Genomic DNA, 20,788 nt, shown 5'->3' with positions numbered 1-20,788 from the left:
AGATAATGTAAACGGTTTCATTTAACCCGTAAACCTGCTACAATTAGACACAATAATACGAAAAAAGTGAGGCTAGAGAAATGGATACAAAGTACTGGAATATCGATCGATTAGGTCGACTATACAAAGATTGGGACCCAGAAGTGTTAAATAAATTGGAAACAAAGATTGCTAAATCTCACTGGCGTCCTGGATACCACATTACTACTCAAACCGGTTTATTGAATGACCCCAACGGTTTTTCATACTTCAATAACCAATGGCACTTGTTCTACCAAGCATTCCCATACGGTGCTGTTCATGGACTAAAGAGTTGGCAACACATGGTGTCAGATGACTTAGTTCACTGGAAGTTCATCGACAAGCCAATGGTGCCGGACTTATATTCTGACCGTAATGGATGTTATTCCGGTAGTGCCATTAACGTTGACGACAAGCTATTCTTGATGTACACCGGAAACACATTTGAGGGTGAAGAGATGGCCAGACATCCTTACCAATTAGGTGCTTGGATGGATGACGATAATAATATCTCAAAACTAGATCACCCATTGATTGAAAGTGAACCAACTGGAGTTACCGGTCACTTTAGAGACCCCCAAGTCATTAAGAACGGCGACTACTACTACGCATTTTTGGGTGCCCAAACCGTCGATAATGCCGGTGAAATCCTAACCTACCGCACTAAAGACATTGAAAACGGCTGGGAACTATACAAGAAGTTAGATCTTGGAACTGACAACCTAGGCTACATGGCTGAATGTCCAAACGTTGGTTTCATCGATGGAAAAGTCGTAGTAATCTTCTGCCCACAAGGTGCCGACAAACACGAATTCCATTATGACAACGTTCACCCAAACGCATACATTGTTGCGGATGACTTAGACTTCGAAGAAATGAAATTGATTAATCCTTCGGAAATGAAACAACTTGATGAAGGTTTCGACTACTACGCCACTCAAGTATTGAATGCTCCCGATGGTCGCTTGCTATCTGTCGGTTGGATTGGTTTGCCTGATACCGAATACCTATCCGATCAAGAAGGTTGGGAAGGTGAACTTTCAATGGTAAGAGAATTACACATTGAAGATGGTGACTTAACTCAACGCCCAGTCCAAGAATTCAAACAATTAATCGAAGAAGATGAAGCAAGTGACACTGATTTACAAAAACACATTGAAGCGGCACCATTTGATGAACACTTCAATTTGAACTTGGAATCAGAAGATAGCTATCTTCGTTTGTCATACGATGAAAGTGACCAAGAATGGACATTGAAACGCAAGAATGTCGGTGAAGATGCTTCAATTCGCACATTCAAGGGTGAAGCTTCATCAGTCGATTTCTATTTAGACAACACAGTATTTGAAATCTACATCCTAGGCGGCAAGATTACCATGACCGGACAATTCTTCCACGACGGTAATGAAGTCAGGGTTAATAGTGAAAATATGAGTGTTAAACAAAACAAAATCAGTAACATGTAAGAAAACGGCAACTAGTTATATTTCTGGTTGCCGGTTTTATTTTTATCGACTTAATCAATACTTAATAATATAATCATAATAGGATTGTAATAATTACGTATCGGGGGATACATTTATGAAGCTGAAAAGCATTATCGAATTGATAGTGTTAATAATGTTTGCATTCATTGCCGTTAGTTTTTCAACCACCAAAGCCTCAGCGCAAGTCCAATACATTAGCTCTAATCCAAAGAGCATTCGTGGAACCTGGTATGGTGAAAAAGAAATTGATGGTCAAGATTATCACATGTCGATTTCCTTTGATAAAAAGAAGGCCGTTTTCGTGGATGGTAACGGATCAGAAACCGGAAGCAAGATTTATAGTATTAACGCAAAGAACGTCAAAGTCCGTAAAGCAACGTTTTTCACTCCGGTCTACAGCGGATACTACAGACAAAACGGTCACAATGAATACTTCTCAAAGCCATGGGGGACCAGCAAGTCGACCGATCCAGAGACGACTTATGGATATGGTGAGTACAGAGGACATGAAACATTAGTGATGCTAAACAATAATACCGGAGATAAGGTTGGCTTTTTTAGAACAGAAAAATTAGCCGATAAATACTCAGACCGGTTTTAAATGAAAAGCAGCTAGATTAAATTTCTAGTTGCTTTTTTTATTTTTGTATAATATTATATGTCATATAATATAATTTGAAATATAACTGGAGATGTTCAAATGGCCATTAAAGTAGCAACAAAGCTATTAGATGGTTGTGTCTTGGGTCTATTGGAACAAGAAGATATGTATGGGTATGAACTTACTAAGCGAGTTCAAGAATCCATTAACGTTTCTAATTCGACAATGTATCCGGTCATGCGCCGTTTAAAATCAGAAGGATTGGTCGACACATACGATGAATCGTTTGAAGGCCGTAACCGCAGATACTACCGAATTACTGAAGCAGGGAAGACACAGCTAGAAGAAGTAAAGACAGAATGGATGACGTTTAAGAACGGCATCGATGATTTAATGGGGGGATAAAATTGAATCAGTATATCGAGGAACTGACTCAACACTTGAAGAAACTTAGCGAACAAGACGCGATGGACGCTATCAGCTACTACGCCGACTATCTAACGGATGGAAACTTAAATACATACGAGGAATGTGTGAAGGAATTGGGCGCACCGAAGCGTTTAGCACTACAAATACGTGCCGATATTTCTATCAACAATTCAGATAGTTCAACACCGCAAAAGTTCTGGGAATTACCATCAATTGTGATCTTGGCATTGTTTGCCAGCCCACTATTAATTCCGGTCGTAATTAGTCTAATCCTAGTGATTTTTGGTGCCGTTTTGGCAGCCAGCCTAATGGTGCTTGCGGTTGTATTAGTACTAATTTTGAGCTTTATCGTTTTTCTATGTGCAACGGTATGGGGTGTGACCAACATCACAGGTCACTTGTTTGAAAGCATCATGGTATTAGGGATGGCACTATTCTCCCTTGGTCTATCCATGGAATTATATCCATTATCAAAATGGTTAGTGAAAAGATTGGCCAACTGGATTCAACACGTCACAATCTGGACATACAAGAAGTGCCTAAGATATGGCAATGATGAAGGGAGAGTCAACAATGAAGAAATTTAGTCTAATCGGATTAGGTCTAATCGTTGCTGGAGGAATCGTCTTTTCAATCGGATACGCTAAGTCCGACCAAAGTATCACCGATATTTTCTTTAGTCGTAATATGGATAAGACATACACCAAGCCGGTGAAGGCATACGATAAGATTAGCGCGTATGGAAACATCAACCTAACAATAAAATCCGGTAGTGAGTTTACCATCACATCCACTGATTCAAAGGATCATCCACTAGTATATAAGGTGCAAAATGGGACTTTGGAATTACGCCAAGACAATAACGAAAGTAGCTTCTCAACCAACTTTCAAATGGGTGAACTATCAAGACTATCATTTGTGACAGTGACTGTGCCTAGTCACCAATTGACTAAGGTTGATGGTTTAGATAATCGTTTCAGTCTAAAACTAAAACACTACAGTAATAAGTCACCATTGGATGTTACCGGATGGGGGAACGTCAAAATAAAGGACGTTAATGCTAAATCCATTCGCGTGCGCGGCATTGAAGACCGTGTCTCAATCGCCGATAGTACATTCAATGGGGATGCTAGCCAAATTGATGCCGGAGACAACTACGTTGATTTACACAATAGTAGTTTTAAATCATTAGCAATCAAGTCAACTACAGGGGATGTCAATATTGACAGACCGACAATTGAAAGCCATCTTTCAGTTATTACTGACACTGGTAATATCTTTGCGCAGCTAAAGAAATCAGAAGATGCCAGACTAGATGTGAATACATCAGGTCCTAAACCAACTGTAAAAACAGCGGTAAAGGCGGTTAATACCGACAAGCAATACCAATTTAAGTCCAATACAGGGACAATTACGGTGTTAGAATAATCATTTTACGATATAGCATATAAATTTATTAGCAAATATAGTAAAATTATAAGTATAATAATGTAAATCATATCAGGAGGGACAATAACGTGTTTAACGATAAAATCGTTTTTAATTACATGTATAATTTATGGGTAGCTGTCTACTCAGACTTAAGTGACGCTGACGTCGAAGAAATTGGCCAAGTGCTATTAAAGAATAGTAAGGAAGAATACAACAGCCAAAATGATCAAAATATCACCGACGACGACTTCATTGATATGATTTCCGAATACTCAGAAGACATTCGTGAACAAGCTGTAAGTGAAGCTGAAGAAGATATTAAAAAACACCGTGCACCTAAGTTCAAAAAGGTAGACGGCAAGTGGAATATTTAAAGAATTAGACCGACTCGATTGAGTCGGTCTTTTTTTGTGCGTATGTATATGGAAATAGTTAATGAAAAATAAATGCATTGTTAAATGGTTGCTAAAAGAATTATAATATTATTATAGTTCGATAAAAACATTTTAATATATCAGGGGGATGCTAAATGAAAAATGATTCAACGAACCACAATAAATTATTTAATTGTTTGATGAAATTAATTTATTCATCAATTTTAATGGGAGCATTATACTCAGGGTGGCAATACCTAGGTATTGTTCAAGCTCAAGCAAGTGAAAACAATCAAAATGGTGTTGATTCTAAGACGACAGACAATGATTCATGGGATGGTCCAGTTATTTCTAGCTCTGATGGTGGAGAAATATATTTTGATCCTGATTATGCATATTACTATCCTGGTGCCGAAAATTTTGATACTCCATACAATGGTAAATACATAATTTCAGATCCGGATGATCCTAATAGTTATGCTGGAGTTTACGACAAAGGAACTATAGTTAATACTTCTTTTGCTTCACAATATTTAAAAGACAAGGGATTCGAGACATATAATATTCCTAGTACTGTCACTATGAATGATAAAGGTATTCATATTCAAATGAAATCAGTTGATCACAAGGATGGATTGGCTCAATTTAAATTAATTGATTTTAATGGTAATTACATTAAAAGTTATTATGATACCCCAAGCAGTACCTATAATATTGATAATTTAATTAACAAAATAAAAAACGACGGATATAACGTTGTTTATAGACCTTCATCCAGCATTATTGATACAACTAATAAAAATCAAGTGTATGACTTAATTGTTCAACTGCCTTATCATGTATTGAGCATTAACACCGTAGATAGTACCAATAATAAAATTATAACTAAGTATTTATATGCAGTTACAAATTATGGAACAACCAGCACAGATTATGTTAAGGATAGATTAGACGATGAGTATTCAATCGCTAATCCCAATGATTTATTAAAAAATGTACCCAATAATGAAACAAATTATGACATTGTGGTAAATAGGACATCTAATTTTAATCCAAATAATGAATCTTTTTATGGTGACGAAAATGTAAGAGATATTCCAGATATTGATAACGTATCTTCAGCTGAGGGAAATGATGATTCATATAATCCAGCTGAAAATGAATTTCACACAAAAGTTAATTTTTTTGATAAGAATGGTAAACTTTTAGATTCTGCAATTTTCAGTAATCAAAAAAGCAATTTAATTTATACAAGGTTTACTCATTTGTTTACGGCCGATAAGTATATGGATGATAATGTAATACCTACAGTATTAGATTTGGACAAGGGACCATATACTTTTACAGTTTCAGATGAATACTTAGCTTCACATGGCGATACTTTTATCCACGATGATAATATTGATAATGAATGGAGAGAAGGCGGATCTAAGAAGCTGCAGTATGAAAATCAAAAGGCACTAGATGATGATTCTAGTAGTAATTTACCTTCTAATAATGTGTCGTCTTCAAAAAATGATACACAACAATCAACTTCAACACCTTCAAACTCAAATCAACAACAAGCCCAAAATAATTCACAACAAACTGAACCTCAAACTACCAAGAGTGATGTGAATTCTTCTCAAACGGCTCAAAGCAATCAACAATCAGCTGCTGAACCTGCTAAGAGTAGTACACAACCAGCACCAACAACAGCTCCGGTTGTTCAATCACACGCAACTGCTGCACCAGTAACTTCTACAGAGAAAGCAACACCAGCACCTGCACAAGCACCAAAGCAAACACAATCTCCAGCACCACAACCAGCAGTTAAAACAACTTCACAATCTGCTAAGCCGGTTGTTAAAGCTAAGGCTGATAGTTCAAAACCAACCAAAGCACAATTAAAAGCTATTACTAAAACATACAAAAAAAGTGAACATGTTGTTAAAACTGATACTTCAAAACTTAAAGCTTTGAAGAAAAAGATGAAGAAGCATGCCACAAAGAAACAAAAAGCGACTTACAAGAAACTTCAAACAAAATTAGCCGCAGAAAAGAAAACATTTAATTCAGTAAAAACTCAAGAAGGAAAACTATCTAAGTACTTCAAGGGTGTTGCAACCATCGGTCGTGATAATAAGCAAATTAAGTCATTAACTGCCCAAATGAAGAAACTAAAGAAAAAGCATTCTAAGGCAAGTAAGAAGAAATATGCCAAGGACAAAAAGGCTTTAAAGAAAGCAAATAATTCATTGAAAGCAGCTACTAAGTTTGTAAAGAACTACAAGTAATTAAAAAGCAGATCTTAACAGGTCTGCTTTTTAATTTGCTTTTACGATATTAATAATTTCGATATAATCAGATTTTTAAATTCTGATTAAATATATTATAATACAGTTATAATTTAATAAATTCTTAACAATTTATATTTAGGGGAGATATTGTATGAAGGAATCAAATGATAATAATTTGAAGGTTTCTAGATATTGGAAAAAAGCATTGTACTCATCTATTTTACTTGGTGCAATTTTTATTGGTGGACAATATGTAGACTCAGTTCCAACAAAGGCAGATACAGTTTCAGATACACAAAGCTCAAATCAATCAGATCAAGTTAGTATCGATTTCATTAATGCAGATGACCATAGTGAAGCGATTGGAGACTTTGTAAATGGGTATATTGGAAAACCAACAAATTTGGTTTACTACAAAACAAAACTTCAAGATTTAGGATATGATGTCTCTAATATTCCAGATACATATACACCGACTACACAAGAAAATGCCCAAAATCCAGATGCAAATACTTTTTATGTTAATTTAACGGGTGCAGAACAAGAACCTAATGACTTGAATGGTAGTAATAAGCTTATTTTTGAAATTAAGGATCAAAATTATAACTATATTGAGTCTAAGTATTCCAGCACTGATAGTAACGAGTATGATTGGAATAATAAAACTAATCCAGACTATCAAAAAATTATAAATGATTTAAATCAAGAACAAATAAAGTATAGATTAAACAATTTATTCAATAGTACATCACCCTTGCCCATTGATCTAACAATCAACGAGAATATTGGAAATACTACTGAGTTACATAAGGGGAATAATGTTTTTTGCTTTTTTGTAGTAGCGCCAACCCATGCTTTAACTATTAATTATGTTAATCAAAATAATGTAACAGTTTTTAGGACAATTAGACAAGTCACAAACTATGGACATACCAATTTTAACGATGATGCATCTAAGTTTAACGACAATGGAATTTCTATTAACCCTGGACAACAATACGTCTCAAATAATCAAGATACAGCAACCGTTAATGTGACTACTGATAGTACATTCGTTGCCCCAACGAACCCAAGTGATGTTAAAACATATGACTACGGCTATGCAAGTCCATACGTTTCAGATGCCTCACAACCGATTACTAGTGATGGTTACTATACTACCGTTAATGTCGTAGGAGCTGATGGTAATAACATTGTATCTTTACTTGTAGGTAGTTTAGAATCACAATTGGTTAGTACTAATAACATAGGTCCTGCAAATCAAGACTATACTTCACCTGTTAATTTTAATAACGTTAAAGACTTGCCATCATTCCTTGATCTAACCAAGGGTCCATACACATTCCACAGTACGGATACATTATCAGGTCTACAAGCATCAAGTGCAGCAGCCAAGAGTCAAGCAGCTGCAGAACAACAAGCATCTTCATCTGCTCAGTCTTCACAATCAAATCAAACACAACAAGCAGATCCGCAATCATCTGCATCACAACCATCAATTGAACCAGCAAAAAGTAGTGCACAACCATCATCTGTGCCAGCCGAACAACCTGCTGCCCCAGCTGTTCAATCACACTCAACCGCTTCTCCAGTTGTTTCTACAGCGAAATCAACACCAGCGCCCGAAACAAAGAAAACACCGGCTCCAGCACCAAAACCGGTAGTAAAACCCGCTCCACAAACTGCCAAACCAGTTGTGAAAGCTAAGACTGAAAATGCCAAACCAACCAAAGAACAACTAAAAACGATTACTAAGACATACAAACAAAGTGAACATGCTGTTAATACTGATACAGCTAAATTGAAATCTTTGAAGAAAAAGATGAAAAAACATGCTACCAAAGAACAAAAGACGACTTACAAGAAACTTCAAGCAAAATTAGCCGTTGAAAAGAAAGCACTTAAATCAGTAAAAACACAGGAAGAAAAGGTTACTAAGTACTTCAAGAGCGTTTCAACTATCAATCACGATAGCAAACAAATTAAGTCATTAACTGCTCAATTGAAGAAACTAAAGAAGAATCATTCAAAGGCCAACAAGAAGAAAGCCGCTAAAGTTCAAAAAGCTTTAAAGAAAGCTAACAATTCATTGAAAGCAGCTACTAAGTTTGTAAAGAAATATAAGTAATAATTAAAGCAGACCTGAATAGGCCTGCTTTTTAGTTTGCCCTTAAAAACTTTGTAACCTTTTTTAAAAAAGAGTAAAAATCACTGCATTAATATACACTTTGTTCAAAAAGCTCCTAGAATAGAATTGTAAAAAGAAATAGGAAAGAAGCTGTGTATTATGACTAAATTCAATAATACTAAGAAATGGGTATATGCCGCAGCCATGACTGGGGTATTATTTGCTGGAGCCCAATATGCTAATTCATCCAGTAACTATTTATCTAAGGCGGATACCACAAACAATACGTCTCAGCATCAATACAAATACAATTCAACAATTAAATTCCAAGATCAAAACAAGAACTCACTTGGTGGTGTAACTGCTTCAAGTGATGGCAACAACTTCCAAAAGTCACGTCTTTCATACACTTTGCACTACAACAACAAGACATATGACTTCACTGACCAAATCAAGAACGACAAGGATATCCCTGACACCATTGATTTAAGCAAGTCAGAATACAACTACACCTTGAATCAACCAACTCACACTTTGACAGTTAACGTCATTGATAAGGATACCGGTGCCGTTCTTGCCACCAAGGGATACACTGTAACTGACTTTGGTACAACTGACATCAAAGACTTAGTTGAACCATTCTCAAACGACTACAGCTACAGTTACTCAGATCCATTTAACTACGAAGACCAATACAACGTTGAAGTATCAAAGGCTAACGTATCAAGCGCTAGTGGTACTACTATTCATGGTCAAACTTCCGCATCTTACGATAACGAAGGCAAGCAAAGTGCTTCAACCACTACATCATCAGCTGCTGCTTCAACTGGAACTAACACTAATGAAAGTTCTACTTCAAGTGAAAGTTCATCAGCTGAAATATCAAGCGCAGCTAGTTCAAGTCAATCCAGCGAAGCTTCAAGTGCTGAAAGTTCAAACGCATCAAGCGCTGAAAGCTCAACACAAAGCTCAGCTGAATCTTCAAAGGCTAGCCAAAGCAGTGAAGAAGCTTCAAGTGAAGCAACTACCTCATCACAAGCTGAAAACCAAAGTTCTGAAGCCGCAAATACTTCATCAGCTGAATCATCTGTTGCTTCATCTGTAGCGTCATCAATGGCTGAAAAGAAGTCAGAAGCTAATAAAGAAAATGAAAAGACATCAGTTATTTATGATCCTGTAAATCCAGGTGCAGAAAAGGCTGGTAACAATGCTGGTGAACCTGCAAAGGCTGAAGCAAGCAAGTTACCACAAACTGGTGACAAAACTAACCAACAAGCAATTGCCGGTGTTGGTATCATCGCAATGATTGTTGGTGCTGTTCTTGGATTCTTTGGATTAAGAAGAAAGAATAGATAATCTATCTATAAATACGAAAAGAAGACCCGGTTGGGTCTTCTTTTTTTATTTAAAATAAGACAAAAAGTACATAAAAAAGTCAAAAAGAATATATAATGATTAAAGAAAGTTAATTCTATTGTAATTAAATTTTTATACAGAAGAGAGATGTTGCATGATGAAGTTCGATAAGAAAGGTTCAAAACTATTAAAGAACACTAAAAAGGTCGTTTACGTTTCAGCAATTACAGGGGTATTGTTGACTGGAACACAAGTAGGTCAATTTGCGCCAACATACTCAGTGCATGCGGATGAAACTGGGCAAACGTCAAAAGTGGTAATTACATTTGTTAACCAATTCGGCTCTCAAATTGAGAAGCCAGCTGATGGTAACGAATTTTCGTTAGCTAGTTATGCTTATCAAGTTCAACCCGTAAAAGTTAATAGAGACCAAATTCTTTCAACTTTAGCAAGTTTTCCTGGTATTAGTAAGGATACAAATGATGTTCCAGATGCTTTAGATATGAGTAAAGCTGGAAATTATACTTTCCATTTGACTCAACCTACTCATAGACTAACAATCAACTTAGTTGATCAAAACGGCAATATTGTTTACACAGAAGTGAAACCAGAAGTAACTCAGTACACTCAAACTAGTACAAAAGAATTAAGTGAATGGGCCCAATCAAATAGATATTCATACACAGACTTCCCAGCAACTGTTGATAATGGATTAACGACTTTTAACATTTCCGTAATTGCACCAACAACAGTTCAAAAGGCTGAACAACAGAATAACTCTACTTCAGAATCAAATACAAAGCCAACAACCACAACTAACACTCAACCAACTTCCGATGCTTCAAGCACAGCAGGTCAATCATCTTCATCAAGTGATGACAAAAAGAAAAGTGCTTCAGTAAGTGAATCTACTAAAACGGTTGAACAATCAAGTGCGGCAACAACCACTGTTCAGCAATCATGTGAAGTTACCCAATCATCACAATCAAGTGACTCAACTGAGCAGTCAAGCGCAGCAACTCAAAACGTAAAATCAGAAGCTGCTTCTTCAGTTGCTACATCAGAAAATGCATCATCAACTACAGCTACTTCAACTGAAAGTTCAGCACAATCATCAACCGCTTCATCATCTGCATCACAAGCTCCAAAGAGTAATGAAAAGACAATGGTGATTGCAAACAAGGGTGAAGCAAAGAAAGCCGCTGCAAAGGAAACTAAACAAACTCCAGTTGCAGAAAAGAAGGACGTTCGTGCTAAATTACCACAAACTGGCGATAACACTAACCAAGCTAGAGCAATCGCATTAGGTGTTGCTACCATTGCACTAGGTCTAGGTCTTGCTTATTTCGGTCTAAGAAGAAAGAACAAATAGGTTAAACGTTTCAATTTTATATAAATATTAAGACGATGAAATTACGTATGTAATCTTGTCGTCTTTTTTGCATTTTGAGACAAAAAACGTTTAACAATTATCTAAAATTGACATTAAATTCGTTTAATTAATTGTACTTTTTATCCAAAAAATATAACCATAAACTTATTTTTAGTCAGCAAAAAATGACGTTTTTAGCCGTAATTTGCTAAAAATATTTAAAATTTTATGCAAAAAATCGATCAACCAGCTTAATTGCGTTTTATATTTAAAACGTTGATATAACAGCCTTTGTATCTTATAACTTTTAAACATTTTTTTGCAAAAGCACCTTGAAATCATTGATATGAAAGGTATTAAAAGCAGTTTTATAATTTTTCTAAATTTTTCCTTAAATTCCTTATAAAAAGATTAAAATCATTAGCTAAATATTAAGTTAGTTAAGAATGATTTAAAAGCAATCAAATCGGGTACAAATTAAAAATTTTTAGCCTTATAATCTAAATCGTAATAAGACAGATAGTTTAAATTTTGATTTCGGAAAGAGGATGTGGAGAATTATGAAACAATCTTTTGACAATAATAAAAATTCAAATAGATCTAAGATTTCTAAAAAGTGGATCTACGCAGCAGCAGTTACCGGTGTGTTAATCACTGGTGCTAAAGCAGCTCAAAACACTGATAACGGTTCTATTGACGCTAAGGCTGCAACAGCAAAGAAAGCAACCTCAGTTCAGGTTTACGTTATTGATGACAGAGGTATTCAAGTTTATCCAAATGGATTGAAATTGACAGTCAACGGTAAAGGTAAGTTTGACTTAAGCACACTTTACACTAGCTTGACTGGTGGAATTACTCAATATGATGCTTCAGAAGTTAAAGCAGCTATGAATAACAATACAGTTGATGGTTCACAAAGTTCATATACTTTTCATGTTAAGAATCTAACTAATCCAGTTGCAAGTAGTTCTGCATCACAACAATCATCAGCTGCACAACAAAGCAGTTCAGCTTCTGAAAGCAGCGCATCAAATGATTCATCAGCTCAAAGCAGCAATGCCTCACAATCAAGCAATGAATCATCAAGTGTAGACAGTAGCTCAGCCGCTCAAAGTAGCGCATCAGATTCAAACAATGGATCATCAAGTGCGAACAACAGCTCATCTGCCCAAGGTAGCACCTCTAACAGTGGTTCATCAAATTCAACTTCAAGTAATGATGCAAACGCAACTAAAACAGTTAAGGTAGTTGTGTATAATGCAATGAACCCATCAGATTATGTTCCTTTTGATGTCACAGTTCCTTATGATAGTACTGTCTTGGATTTAAAGAAAATCCCTTACCCTAATCAAAACTCTGGTAACTCAAGTATCTATGATTTCATGATTAGCAACTGGGGTGTTGATCCAGAAAGTATTTCAACCAATCCAACTATTGAAGACGATGGTAATGGTAACTACAGTGCTAGATTCTCTGATTACCACATCAAAACAGATAAAACATTTAACTTCGTCGATTCAAATCAAAATGTTGCATATTCTAAAACAATTCAGGCTAATAATGATGCGCCATACGATATTTCAGATGTGCTTAATTCAGTTCCTAGCTATTTAGTACTAGATCCTACAAATGACATGGTTAAAACTCATTCATTTAGAGCTCAAGAATCAGCACCAGAAACATACACTATCAATGTTAACTATCAAAAAACTTTATCTATCGACGACGATAATAACAATCCGACTGGAATGAAAGCCAGATTCACAAGTAATTCATCAACATTGACTGCTGATCAATTCAAGGCAAGATTAGCTGGTCAAGGTTTCCAAGTTGTAAATCCAAACGACCTTCCGGACCCTATTAATTTTGCAAACAGTGATAGTTATGCAATCAAGTTAATCAAGAACTCTCTACCAATCTCATTTGTTGACCAACACGGAAACGTTGTTTACTCAACAAACCTACCATCCTCAGCAATTAACCAACCGGTTTCAATTAAGGATGTTTTGAACACCGTAACTAAGAAGGGTGTTACTCCAGATTCAAGTAACTCAATCGTATCAAACCAAGCTGTTCCAGCATTCTACAAGGATCAATCAGTTAAGATTAACGTTACTGCTCCAGTTTCAAACTTAACAATTAACTTTGTTGACAAGAGTACTGGTAAGGTTGTTGACTCACTTCAAAAAGATAATGTGACTGATTTTGACAACATCTCAATCGCTGACAAGGTTAACTCATTAAAGAGCCAAAATTATGCTCCAGAACTTTCATCATTATCAAGTCAATTCAACTCACAAACTTACGATAACTTCCAAGCACAATACGTGTTAAACCCAGCTATTAAAGATGAAGGTAACGGTAATCACGTTGCTACTATCTATGTTGATAGTACAGTTGCAACACCAGCTAACACTAACAAGACTGGTGAAGGTTACGCAATGAAGTTCAAGGATGCTAACGGCAACACAATCTCATTAACTGTTAACAGTGCTAACCCAACAATCGCTCCTAAAGAACTACAAAAGGCTTTAGCAGACCAAGGTTACACACTATCACAAGATGATATTAACAAGTTAGGTGACACTCCTGTTGATTTAACCGATAACAATGGTGACACTGGTTTGACAATTGCTCCTAACGCTAACTCAAACAGCGTATATCCTAAGACTGTTAGTTTTGTAGATGCTGATGGAAAGACTAAGACTGCTATTGTAAATATTAAGAGTGACAATCCTAGCATGGATACTAACGCCTTAGCTAAAGCTTTAGCAGATCAAGGTTACACTTTGACAGATGCTGAAAAAGCTAAATTAGGTCAAAACACTGACTTAAGTTCAACTGATCCAATTACAGTTACTCCAAATGCTGACGCATCAACAACTAAGAGCTACCCACAATCATTAACCTACACTGATGGCAATGGTCAAACTCATGATGTATCAGTAAGCATCAACAGCAAGACACCAACTATGTCTAAAGATGACTACATCAACGCATTAGAAGACAAGGGCTACAAACTAACTGATGACCAAAAGAACAAGCTATCAGATTCAGTCGACTTGAGTGCAATTACTACTCCATTAGTAATTGCTAACCCTAATGCACCAATTAGTTACACTCAAACTCTAAAGGATGACAAAGGTAACGACGTCACTGTTAACATTAAGAGTGAAACACCACAAATCAGTGCTGACGATTACAAGAAACAATTAGCAGCACAAGGTGTTACTCTATCTGAAGATGCACAAAAAGCTATTGGTAACAACCAAGTTGATTTAAGTGATGCCAAACCAGCATACACAGTAATTACTTCAACTGACGCTAATAAGGCAACTGCATACCCACAAACTGTAAATGTAAAACAAGAAGACGGTAGCTACAAGCCAAAAACTGTTTCAATTACAAGTGCTACTTCAACAATGAGTAAGGACGACTATGTTAAGGCATTAAAAGATTTAGGCTACGACGTCCAAAATAGTGAAAACATTCCAGCAAACGTTGATCTTACAAATGCTAATAACGCATACAAGGTAAACCAACCAACTGATGCACCAACTAGTTACCAACAAACAGTTGTACTTCCAGATGGTACAAATGCTAAGGTTAACATCAACTCTAAGTCATCAACTATCGATAAAGACGACCTAGCTAAGGAATTAGCTGCTCAAGGTTACGTTTTACCTGATAACGCTGGCGTGACTTACCCACTTGATTTAACTAAGGACAACTCAATTAATGTAAAACCAAATGCGCAAGCTGTTACTAACTACCCACAAACTGTGAAGGTAGCTAACGAAGACGGTACATTCACTAACAAGACTGTATACGTTCCTTCAGCTAACGGTTCACTTTCAGCATCAGAATATGTAAAGGCAATGCTAGACAATGGTTACACTGTTGCGAACCCATCAGCATTAAGCGATCCTTTAAGTGTTGCAGTTGATAACGTTAACCCAGTGGTTATTCCAAATGCTTCTGCTCATGCTGTTCAACTAAACGTTAAACAAAGTGACGGTACTACTAAGGAAATCACTGTAAACGTTGGTTCACAAAATTCATACCTAAACAAGTCTGACTTTGTTAACGCTGTTTCAGCACAAGGTTACACAATTGCAGATATGGATTCACTACCAGCATCAATTGACCTAAGTGCTGGTAAGGCTTACGATGCTACACCAAATGCATCAAGCTACACTAACACACTAAACAGTAGTGACGGTAAAAAGTCACCAGTAGTTAAACACGATACTCCACTTATCACTAAGCAAGATTTAATCAATCAATTAAAGGATCAAGGACTAAACGTTTCTGATACTGGTAAGCTAAACGATGTATTGAACTTAACTAACTCAGATGACATGAAGAAGGTTGCTTCATTAATCGAAGGTTTTACAACTTACAAGATGAACGTCGGTGTTGTTGGTACTGGTGACACTATTTCAGTGAGCGGAAACAGCAAGACTATCTCAAAACAAGACTTCATCAACAGGGTTGAAGCAGATGGTTACAAGCTAATGAACCCAGATGCTTTGAATGATACCCTAGACTTGACTAACCCAGACGATTTCAAGGGACTAATCATTTCTAAAGCCGGAAACGTTGAAGGCAATAGGAATGAAAGCAACACTAGCTACTCACAAGATGCTAAGATTGCCGGTTCAAACGATACTGTTAAGGTTGAAAGTCAAAACAAGACTATGACAAAGGACGAATTTGTTAAGTACTTGGATGCTAAGGGTTACAAGGTAGCAGACGAATCAAAATTACCAGAAACAATCGACCTAACTAAGCCACTTAGTGACATTGAACTTGTATCAAACAAGGATCAATCAGCAAGCAATAATGATGCTGATAAGAACCAAGCTTCTAACGACAAAGATGCGGACAAGGGGCAAGAAAGCATAACTTACGGACAAGATTTTAAGGTTGCCGGTTCGAACGATACCATTAAGGTTGAAAGTCAAAACGAGACTATGACAAAAGACGAATTTGTTAAGTACTTGAACGACAAGGGCTACAAGGTAGCAGATGAATCAAAACTACCAGAAACAATCGACCTAACTGAGCCACTTAGTGACATCGAACTTGTATCAGACAAGAACCAAGCATCAAGCAACAATGATGCAGACAAGAACCAAGCATCAAGCAACAATGATGCTGATAAGAACCAAGCATCAAGCAACAATGATGCTGATAAGAACCAAGCATCAAGCAACAATGATGCCGATAAGAACCAAGCAGCACAAACTTATGCACAAGACGTTAAGGTTGCTGGCTCAAACGATGTTGTTAAGGTTGAAAGTGCAAACAAGACCATGACAAAGGATGAATTTGTTAAGGAATTGGATGACAAGGGCTACAAGGTAGCAGATGAATCAAAACTACCGGAAACAATCGATTTAACTAAGCCAGTTAGTGACATCGAAGCCGTTTCAAACAACACTCAAGCATCAAGCAACAACGATTCAGATAAGAACCAAGCATCAAACAAAACTGATGCTGACAAGAACCAAGCAAACAAAGTTTACGTTCAAAACGTTAAAGTTGCTGGCTCAAACAAGACTATTAAAGTAGAAAGCTCAAAGAAGACAATGACTAAGGCAGAATTTGTTAAGTACTTGGCTTCTAAGGGTTACAAGGTAGCAGACGAATCACAATTACCATCAACAATTGACCTAACTAAGTCACTTGGTGATATCAAGGTTGTTGCAAAGAAGGCTGCTTCTAAGAAGACTACTAAGAAATCAAACAAGGAAACTGAAAAGAATGCTTCAGCTAAGGAAGTAAATGGTCATCGTGGCCAATTTGCTAACAAGAAAGAAGCAGGTAAGTTACCTCAAACTGGTGATGAAACAAACCAACGTAACTTATTCGGTTTCGGTCTAATCTCAATGGTGCTAGGATTCATCTTGGCAATCTTTGGATTAAGAAGAAAGAACAAGTAACATTAAAAAAGAAGACTCCAGCGAGTCTTCTTTTTTGTATATAAAATACGGGTTTGTAACATTTTTGATACCCATAAAATGCCGAAATTTCAAAAAAGTTGGATTATGAGAAAATTTATTAAAGACATTTTAGAATAAGGGGTGTAAAGTGTACTTCAAGAGGAGAGAAGCACTTAATGTTAGAAACACTATTTTTTATCTTTTTTCTAGGTCTATGTTGCACACACTGCTACGTTAGATCCGGAAAACACTTCGTATTAGCAGGGTTAATAATCCCGTTAATCGTCGTACTTCTAACCGTAATATTAACGATTAATTTACACCGATACACAATCATCATCTACGGACAAGGATTCTTAAATGTTTTAGAATCAATTTTAGTCGTTAATCAGGTTAGACTTAGATTCGAAGGGGAATAAAAAAGACATCTTACGCAGCGTTGTAAGATGTCTTTTTTGAATGAATTCATGGATAAATGTATGTTGTATTTATAATAGAACATTTGTTCGCATAATGCAAATGTTTTACATCGAAAATTTTGAGTCTTATTATTTGACTTAAAGTGCACTTTATATGGAATAATTGTACTTATCGAAAATATGGGAGGCTTCAATTATGAAAAGTGCAGTATTTATTGAACCTGGTAAGGTCGAAGTGCAAGATGTCGACATGCCAAAGATTGAAAAAGATGACGACGTTATCCTAAAGGTAGTTCGTACCTGTGTCTGTGGATCAGACTTATGGTCATACCGTGGATTAGACGAATACAAGAAGACAGCTTACAACAATGGTCACGAAGCATTGGGTGTTGTTGAAACTGTCGGTAAGGATATCACTACTTTACAACCTGGTGATTTCGTAATCGTGCCATTTACTCACGGTTGTGGTCACTGTGCCGCTTGTTTAGCTGGTTACGATGGAAGTTGTTTGAACCATTCAGATAACTTTACTCAAAGTGCCCAAGCTGAATACCTAAGAGCTCAACATGGTGAATGGTCACTAGTTAAGGTTCTTGGTAAACCAGAAGACTACAGTGATGAAATGCTAGATTCACTACTAGCTCTTTCAGATGTTATGGCTACTGGATACCACGCAGCTCGTACTGCTGATGTTCAAAAGGGTGACACTGCGGTAGTTATCGGTGATGGTGCCGTTGGTCTATGTGGTGTGATTTCTGCAAAACTACGTGGTGCAAAACAAATCATCGCAATGAGTAGACATGAAGACAGACAAAAGTTAGCCAAAGAATTTGGTGCTACCGATATCATCGCTGAACGTGGTGATGAAGCTGTGAAGAAGGTTATGGAACTAACTCACGGTAACGGTGCAGACGCTGTTTTAGAATGTGTTGGTACTGAACTATCAACTCAAACTGCTCTAGACGTTGCTCGTCCAGGTGCTAAGGTTGGTCGTGTTGGTTTGCCACACTCAGGTAACTTAGATGTTGTTACTCCATTTGGTAAGAACATTGCGCTTGCTGGTGGTATCGCTTCAGTTACTACTTACGACAGACAAGAACTATTGGACGCCGTATTATCTGGTGCTATTCATCCAGGTAAAGTGTTCACTGGTAAGTACAAACTAGAAGACATTAACCAAGCATACAAAGACATGGCTGAAAGAAATACTATCAAAGCTACTGTTGTTAACGATTAATATTTAAAAGATCGACTGATGTCGGTCTTTTTTTATACCTTCATAATTTAAATTAGAAAATGATTAGGTGTTTTTAATTGACTTATCATAAATAAACGTTTAGTATACGATTTAATCGTTAGAAAATATATCGGAGGAGGAGTCACAAATGAATAACTTTATGAACATGTACATGTGCGATTGTTGTAAACCGGCGGCTTCTCCTCTGGTTATTTAATCGCGTCGTGATACATACGATTAATCTGAGAAGAGCTGCTGACCTATAGTGATGGGATCAGCGGCTTTTTTGTTTGGAGGAGAGAATATACATCACATCATAATACTTAGGAAGTGAAATGAATAATGGATTTAGATGAGTCAAAAAAGATTACTAAATTTGAGACGTTCGCGCTAGCCGTTGCCGCTGTTGCCCCAACTGGTTCAATCGCGTTTAACGCCGTACCAGCAGTTCCATTCGCTGGAATTAACGTACCAATTGCATTCTTACTTGGTGCGATTGGATTATTATTTGTTGGAATTAGTTTCGCCGAATTATCAAAACATATCTCAGATGTTGGTTCAGTATATGCTTACAACCAACAAGCTTTAGGTGAACGACTAGGATTAGTCAGTGGGTGGACATTGACGTTTGCCTACGTCAACTTGGCCGTCTCATGTATGGCTGCCAATGCTAACTTTGCCCACGTATTTTTCGCACAGTTAGGATTTAACTTTAACGATACGATTATTGCTTATGTATTATTGATTGCTGCCGCATTAGTTCTTACTTTTGGTTTGAAACTTACCAGTAAATCAGCAATTGCGATTGAATTCTTAGCGATTGCAATCTTAGTCGTATTGACCATCATTATCTTTGCCAAGGGTGGTCGTGATGGAATCAGTGCCCAACCATTCGTCCCAACTCACAGTAGTGTATCTGGAATTGGTCAAGGAATGGTATTTGCCATCCTATCATTCTGTGGTTTCGAAGGTGTTACCACTGTAGCTGTTAGAACAAAGAATCCAAAACGTTCAGTGCCATTATCTATTATTGTTACAATTATTTTTGCTGGAATTTTCTTTGTTATCGCAAGTTACATGCAAGTTATCGGATTTGGTATCAACCACGTCTCAGACTTCGCACATTCTTCATCACCATTGAATGACCTTTCATTGATGTACATGGGTCGCCCAATGGCACTTATCATGGACTTTGCCATCCTAATCAGTAGCTTTGGTTCAGTTCTTGGTATCATGAATGCCGGTGCATACATGATCTATGCAATGGGTGTTAAGAAGTACCTACCAAAATACTTCGGTGAATTTAACGAAAAACTAAACAGTCCAACTCGTGCGATTTGGTTACTAACTGTAATCATGGCTGTGGCATACCTAATCTTCGGTGTTCCTTATGGTCCTGAAGTAATCTATGCAAACTCATCAACACTTGGTGTATTAAGTATGTTGACAGTATATGCTTTGGCCTGTGTCGGAACAATTCTATACTTCCACAAGCACAGAGATACCATCAAGCGTTCATTTATCAAACATATCTTGATTCCAATTCTAGGAATCTTAGTGTTAGTTTACCCAATGTGGACTAACCTATACCCAATCCCAGATTTCCCTGGAAATCTATATCCATACGCAGTAATTCTATGGATCATTATCGGATTGGTAGTATATGCAATTAAGAAGAGAAGAAAACAAGACTAAGCAAAAAGACG

General features: G+C 36.8%; 13 protein-coding genes. All 13 read left to right on the top strand.

Annotated elements, in window-relative coordinates; all coding sequences use genetic code 11:
• Window positions 1-80: 80 nt before the first annotated feature.
• Window positions 81-1,487: a sucrose-6-phosphate hydrolase gene (locus tag J3U50_RS07075; RefSeq protein WP_301945948.1), complete on the top strand. Its 1,407-nt coding sequence runs from the start codon at window positions 81-83 to the stop codon at window positions 1,485-1,487.
• Between the two features lie 115 nt (window positions 1,488-1,602).
• The gene (locus tag J3U50_RS07070) at window positions 1,603-2,109 is read left to right on the top strand and encodes a hypothetical protein (protein WP_301945947.1); all 507 of its coding nucleotides are present in this window, start codon (window positions 1,603-1,605) and stop codon (window positions 2,107-2,109) included.
• 99 nt (window positions 2,110-2,208) lie between these two features.
• Window positions 2,209-2,514, top strand: a complete 306-nt coding sequence (locus J3U50_RS07065) for a PadR family transcriptional regulator (RefSeq protein ID WP_301945946.1) — start codon at window positions 2,209-2,211, stop codon at window positions 2,512-2,514.
• Between the two features lie 2 nt (window positions 2,515-2,516).
• On the top strand, window positions 2,517-3,125 hold the full coding sequence (locus J3U50_RS07060; RefSeq protein WP_301945945.1) for a DUF1700 domain-containing protein: 609 nt from the start codon (window positions 2,517-2,519) through the stop codon (window positions 3,123-3,125).
• The gene (locus J3U50_RS07055; RefSeq protein ID WP_301945944.1) at window positions 3,112-3,966 is read left to right on the top strand and encodes a DUF4097 family beta strand repeat-containing protein; all 855 of its coding nucleotides are present in this window, start codon (window positions 3,112-3,114) and stop codon (window positions 3,964-3,966) included. The genes J3U50_RS07060 and J3U50_RS07055 overlap by 14 nt, the downstream gene beginning before the upstream one ends.
• A gap of 89 nt (window positions 3,967-4,055) precedes the next feature.
• A complete protein-coding gene (locus J3U50_RS07050) occupies window positions 4,056-4,343 on the top strand; it encodes a hypothetical protein (RefSeq protein WP_034530871.1) in 288 nt (95 codons plus the stop codon).
• A gap of 155 nt (window positions 4,344-4,498) precedes the next feature.
• Window positions 4,499-6,619 carry a hypothetical protein gene (locus J3U50_RS07045; RefSeq protein WP_301945943.1) on the top strand — a complete coding sequence of 707 codons (2,121 nt, stop codon included), beginning with the start codon at window positions 4,499-4,501 and terminating at the stop codon, window positions 6,617-6,619.
• Window positions 6,620-6,773: 154 nt separating this feature from the next.
• Window positions 6,774-8,750 (top strand): hypothetical protein, encoded by a 1,977-nt coding sequence (locus tag J3U50_RS07040; RefSeq protein WP_301945942.1) that lies wholly within the window; start codon window positions 6,774-6,776, stop codon window positions 8,748-8,750.
• 159 nt (window positions 8,751-8,909) lie between these two features.
• The gene (locus J3U50_RS07035; protein ID WP_301945941.1) at window positions 8,910-10,106 is read left to right on the top strand and encodes an LPXTG cell wall anchor domain-containing protein; all 1,197 of its coding nucleotides are present in this window, start codon (window positions 8,910-8,912) and stop codon (window positions 10,104-10,106) included.
• A gap of 154 nt (window positions 10,107-10,260) precedes the next feature.
• Window positions 10,261-11,478 carry an LPXTG cell wall anchor domain-containing protein gene (locus J3U50_RS07030; protein ID WP_301945940.1) on the top strand — a complete coding sequence of 406 codons (1,218 nt, stop codon included), beginning with the start codon at window positions 10,261-10,263 and terminating at the stop codon, window positions 11,476-11,478.
• Between the two features lie 560 nt (window positions 11,479-12,038).
• Window positions 12,039-17,426 (top strand): LPXTG cell wall anchor domain-containing protein, encoded by a 5,388-nt coding sequence (locus tag J3U50_RS07025; protein WP_301945939.1) that lies wholly within the window; start codon window positions 12,039-12,041, stop codon window positions 17,424-17,426.
• A gap of 615 nt (window positions 17,427-18,041) precedes the next feature.
• Window positions 18,042-19,082, top strand: a complete 1,041-nt coding sequence (locus J3U50_RS07020) for a zinc-dependent alcohol dehydrogenase family protein (RefSeq protein ID WP_301945938.1) — start codon at window positions 18,042-18,044, stop codon at window positions 19,080-19,082.
• A 342-nt stretch (window positions 19,083-19,424) separates the two neighbouring features.
• A complete protein-coding gene (locus tag J3U50_RS07015; RefSeq protein WP_301945937.1) occupies window positions 19,425-20,777 on the top strand; it encodes an APC family permease in 1,353 nt (450 codons plus the stop codon).
• Window positions 20,778-20,788: the final 11 nt, after the last annotated feature.

The organism is Lactobacillus sp. B3795 (assembly GCF_026535805.1).
Taxonomy (GTDB): Bacteria; Bacillota; Bacilli; order Lactobacillales; family Lactobacillaceae; genus Apilactobacillus; species Apilactobacillus kunkeei_C.
Note: the sequence above shows the minus strand (reverse complement) of the source record. Positions and strands in the feature narration are given on the sequence as shown.

Coding starts and splice junctions, on each gene's coding strand:
- J3U50_RS07075 (WP_301945948.1), top strand. CDS start 81: ATGGATACAAAGTACTGGAATATCGATCGATTAGGTCGACTATACAAA.
- J3U50_RS07070 (WP_301945947.1), top strand. CDS start 1,603: ATGAAGCTGAAAAGCATTATCGAATTGATAGTGTTAATAATGTTTGCA.
- J3U50_RS07065 (WP_301945946.1), top strand. CDS start 2,209: ATGGCCATTAAAGTAGCAACAAAGCTATTAGATGGTTGTGTCTTGGGT.
- J3U50_RS07055 (WP_301945944.1), top strand. CDS start 3,112: ATGAAGAAATTTAGTCTAATCGGATTAGGTCTAATCGTTGCTGGAGGA.
- J3U50_RS07045 (WP_301945943.1), top strand. CDS start 4,499: ATGAAAAATGATTCAACGAACCACAATAAATTATTTAATTGTTTGATG.
- J3U50_RS07040 (WP_301945942.1), top strand. CDS start 6,774: ATGAAGGAATCAAATGATAATAATTTGAAGGTTTCTAGATATTGGAAA.
- J3U50_RS07035 (WP_301945941.1), top strand. CDS start 8,910: ATGACTAAATTCAATAATACTAAGAAATGGGTATATGCCGCAGCCATG.
- J3U50_RS07030 (WP_301945940.1), top strand. CDS start 10,261: ATGATGAAGTTCGATAAGAAAGGTTCAAAACTATTAAAGAACACTAAA.
- J3U50_RS07025 (WP_301945939.1), top strand. CDS start 12,039: ATGAAACAATCTTTTGACAATAATAAAAATTCAAATAGATCTAAGATT.
- J3U50_RS07020 (WP_301945938.1), top strand. CDS start 18,042: ATGAAAAGTGCAGTATTTATTGAACCTGGTAAGGTCGAAGTGCAAGAT.
- J3U50_RS07015 (WP_301945937.1), top strand. CDS start 19,425: ATGGATTTAGATGAGTCAAAAAAGATTACTAAATTTGAGACGTTCGCG.